The 3,487-nt window shown below is 62.4% G+C and carries 4 protein-coding genes and 1 pseudogene; 4 read left to right on the top strand and 1 reads right to left on the bottom strand.

Translation table 11 applies throughout. The features are described 5' to 3' along the window. Positions 1-343, bottom strand: a 343-nt coding sequence (locus EN939_RS25755; RefSeq protein WP_127270598.1) for an SDR family NAD(P)-dependent oxidoreductase, incomplete at its 3' end; no start/stop codon positions are given. A gap of 328 nt (positions 344-671) precedes the next feature. Between EN939_RS25755 and EN939_RS25750 the strand changes: the two genes are divergently transcribed. The 4 genes and pseudogenes from EN939_RS25750 to EN939_RS39860 all read left to right on the top strand — a co-directional run. Beyond that, positions 672-1,706, top strand: a complete 1,035-nt coding sequence (locus EN939_RS25750) for a cysteine synthase A (RefSeq protein ID WP_127270597.1) — start codon at positions 672-674, stop codon at positions 1,704-1,706. Continuing rightward, entirely contained in the window at positions 1,706-2,449 is a 744-nt protein-coding gene (locus EN939_RS25745; RefSeq protein ID WP_127270595.1) for an alanyl-tRNA editing protein, read from the top strand. The genes EN939_RS25750 and EN939_RS25745 overlap by 1 nt, the downstream gene beginning before the upstream one ends. Positions 2,450-2,488: 39 nt before the next feature. Continuing rightward, complete coding sequence (gene sseA / locus EN939_RS25740; protein ID WP_127270594.1) at positions 2,489-3,355, top strand: 3-mercaptopyruvate sulfurtransferase; 867 nt, start codon at positions 2,489-2,491, stop codon at positions 3,353-3,355. After that, positions 3,352-3,487, top strand: a pseudogene (locus EN939_RS39860) (GNAT family N-acetyltransferase); the annotation flags it as partial. The gene sseA and the pseudogene EN939_RS39860, both read left to right, overlap by 4 nt.

The raw sequence follows: 3,487 nt of genomic DNA, 5'->3' as shown, positions 1-3,487 counted from the left end.
AGGACCGGCGAAAGTCGTTGACGACAAGATTCTCCCCCGGCGTCGAAATGTAGTTCCCTGCATTGAAGATGGCGAGCACGATGGGACCGAGCTCCTTCTCGATCGCGGCGACGGTTCTTGCCATGCGCGGCTCGTCGGTGACATCGCAGGGAAAGGCCGTGACACTGCCCGGCATCTGCGCGGTCTCGACGACAAGCGTGTCGATCGGATCGTCGTCAAGCGCCGTCACCGCGACGGCATAGCCCTGGGAAGCAAGATCCCTGGCCAGCGCACGGCCGATGCCGCTTGAGCCGCCCGTGATCCAGGCGACGCCGTGCTTCGGGTTAGCCCGGTAGAGTGTCATGCTGCGCCCTGTCGACTTGTTGGTGCTTTGCTCTAGAGCGGTTCACCGTTTCACGGAAACGGCGAACTGCTCTATCTCCTTGTTTCTACGCAATTCCGGACGGAAAACCGTTTCACACTTTTCCTGGAATTGCTCTAGCGGTGAAGAAATCGAATGAAAAGCCGCTTTTCAACGTCAGCCGGAAATGAACAGTGGCGCAAGAGGCCAGCCTCGGGAAGCGCCGACGCAACAACAGCACTGCAAATGCGACTGGACCAGACAAATTCTTGCCTTGAAACCGCAGCTTCGGGTTTCTAGGGTTTCGGCGCACCTACACAAGGAATCCTGAATGCCCCGTTCTGTGATCGACGCGATCGGCAACACGCCTCTGATCCGCCTCAACAAAGCTTCGGAACAAACCGGTTGCGAGATCCTGGGCAAGGCCGAATTCATGAATCCCGGCCAGTCGGTCAAGGATCGTGCGGGCCTGTTCATCATCCGCGACGCCGAGAAGCGCGGGCTGCTGAAGCCCGGCGGCGTGATCGTCGAGGGAACGGCGGGCAATACCGGCATCGGGCTGACGCTGGTCGCCAAGGCGCTCGGCTACCGGACCGTCATCGTCATTCCCGATACGCAGAGCCAGGAAAAGAAGGACACGATCAAGCTGCTCGGCGCTGAGCTGATCGAGGTGCCGGCCGTGCCCTACAGGAATCCCAACAACTACGTGAAACTGTCGGGGCGGCTGGCCGAGCAACTGGCAAAGACAGAACCGAACGGCGCCATCTGGGCCAACCAGTTCGACAATGTCGCCAACCGTGACGGCCATATCCGCACCACCGCGGAGGAGATCTGGAACCAGACCGGCGGCAAGGTCGACGGTTTCGTGTCGGCGGTCGGTTCTGGCGGCACGCTGGCCGGCGTCGCCTCCGGACTGAAGGCCAAAAGCCGGGATGTGAAGATCGCGCTCGCCGATCCGCTGGGGGCCGCGCTCTATTCTTTCTACACCAGCGGCGAGCTGAAGTCCGAAGGCAGCTCGATCACCGAAGGCATCGGGCAGGGGCGCATCACCGCCAATCTCGAAGGGTTCACGCCGGATTTTTCATTCCAGATCCCCGATGAGGATGCGCTGCCGATCGTCTTCGACCTGATCCAGGAAGAGGGCCTTTGCGTCGGCGGCTCGACCGGCATCAACATAGCCGGCGCGATCCGTCTGGGCAGGGAATTAGGTCCCGGCCACACCATCGTGACCATTCTTTGTGATTATGGCACGCGCTATCAATCAAAACTGTTCAACCCGGAATTCCTGCGCGAAAAGCAGCTGCCGGTGCCAGGCTGGATGGAACTGAAGAGCACAATTCCGGTGCCGTTCGAAAAGGTCGCGTGATGGCAAACAGGACGGACGCCCTGTTTCGCGACGATGCCTATCTGCGGACGGCGGACGCAACGGTCGTTGCCGTCAACGATCGCGGCGGTATCATCCTCGACCGGACCATCTTCTACGCCACTTCAGGCGGCCAACCGGGCGATACCGGGTATCTCGAACGCGGCGACGGCAGCCGTATCGTCATTGCCGCCACCCTCACCGGTGAGACCAAGGACGAGATCATACACGTGCCGGCGCCGGAGCAGGCGGTTCCGCAGCCAGGCGAGGCGCTGAGGCTGGCGATCGACTGGGAGCGGCGGCATCTCCTGATGCGCATGCACGCGGCTTGCCATCTGCTCACCGTCGTCTGCCCGTTCCCGATCACCGGTGCCTCGGTTTCCGAGGACGACAGCCGTGTCGACTTCGACGCTCCGGATGCCGGCTTCACCAAGGAGGACGTCACCGCCGGGCTGATGGACCTGGTGCGGGCCGATCATCCGATCTTTGTCAGGCTGATCAGTGACGAAGACCTGGCCGCCAATCCCGGCCTGGTGAAATCCAAGAACGTTCGGCCGCCGGTGGGCACAGGCAAGATCCGCCTGGTTTGTATCGGCGACAACGCTTCGGTGGACAGCCAGCCCTGCGGCGGCACCCATGTGAAAAGCACCGCCGAAGTCGGCGAAATCCACATCGGCAAGATCGAGAAGAAGGGCCGCGAGAACCGGCGCTTCCGCATCCGCTTTGGGCCGATGCCGGCAAACTGAACAGGACAGTGATCGCCAAAAAGCGAGCAGGAGAACAAAATGGCCGAGGACAGCCCCTTCACCGTCGACGCAGACTGGCTGCAGCAACGTCTCGGCGAGCCGGGCCTGACGATCATCGACGCATCCTGGTATCTCCCGGCGCAGAGGCGCGATGCGCGCGGCGAGTATGAGTCGGCCCATATCCCGGGCGCACGTTTTCTCGATCAGGATGCCGTTTCGGACCCGGATTCGCCCCTGCCGCATACCTTGCCGTCGCCGCAGCATTTTGCCCAGTATGTCGGCGCCATGGGCGTTTCGGCCGATGACACCATCGTCGTCTACGACGGGCCGGGTTTCTTCTCCGCACCCCGGGCGTGGTGGATGTTCCGGGTGATGGGCGTCTTTCAGACCTATATTCTGGAGGGCGGCTTCGATGGCTGGAAAGCCGCCGGCAGGCCGGTGACGGCCGAACCGACCAAGATCGCGCCAAGCGTGTTTCATGCCGATTTCGACGCCGGGCGCGTCGCCAGCCTCGCCGACATGCGCGGGATCGTCGACACCAAGGCGAGCCAGATCGCCGACGCCCGTGGACCGGGCCGCTTCACCGGCACTGAACCTGAGCCGCGCGCGGGTATCCGCTCCGGCCATATGCCCGGCGCGCGCAATCTGCCCTATTCGGCGCTGTCGGAAAATGGCGAGCTGCTGTCGAAGGACCGTCTGCGCAAGGTGATCGAGGAGGCCGGCATCGATCTGTCGAAACCTGTCGTCACTTCATGCGGCTCCGGTATTACCGCGGCGGTGGTGACGCTGGCGCTGGAAACGCTTGGCCATACAAACAACAGGCTTTACGACGGCTCCTGGACGGAGTGGGGCGGGCTTTCCGACACGCCTGTCGTGACCGGCCCCGTTGTGATCGGCAAGGAATGAAGACGGTGGAAAACGGCGCGCTGGAAGACATCGAAGTCACGGTGACGTTCCTCGAGATGCATGTGCCTCCGGCCTATTCGCCGCCTGTGCCGTATAACCGTCAGGTCGCGCTGCTGAAGACCAAGGACATTC

Origin of the sequence: Mesorhizobium sp. M7A.F.Ca.CA.002.05.1.1, assembly GCF_003998335.1 — a bacterium.
GTDB lineage: Bacteria > Pseudomonadota > Alphaproteobacteria > Rhizobiales > Rhizobiaceae > Mesorhizobium.
Note: the sequence above shows the minus strand (reverse complement) of the source record. Positions and strands in the feature narration are given on the sequence as shown.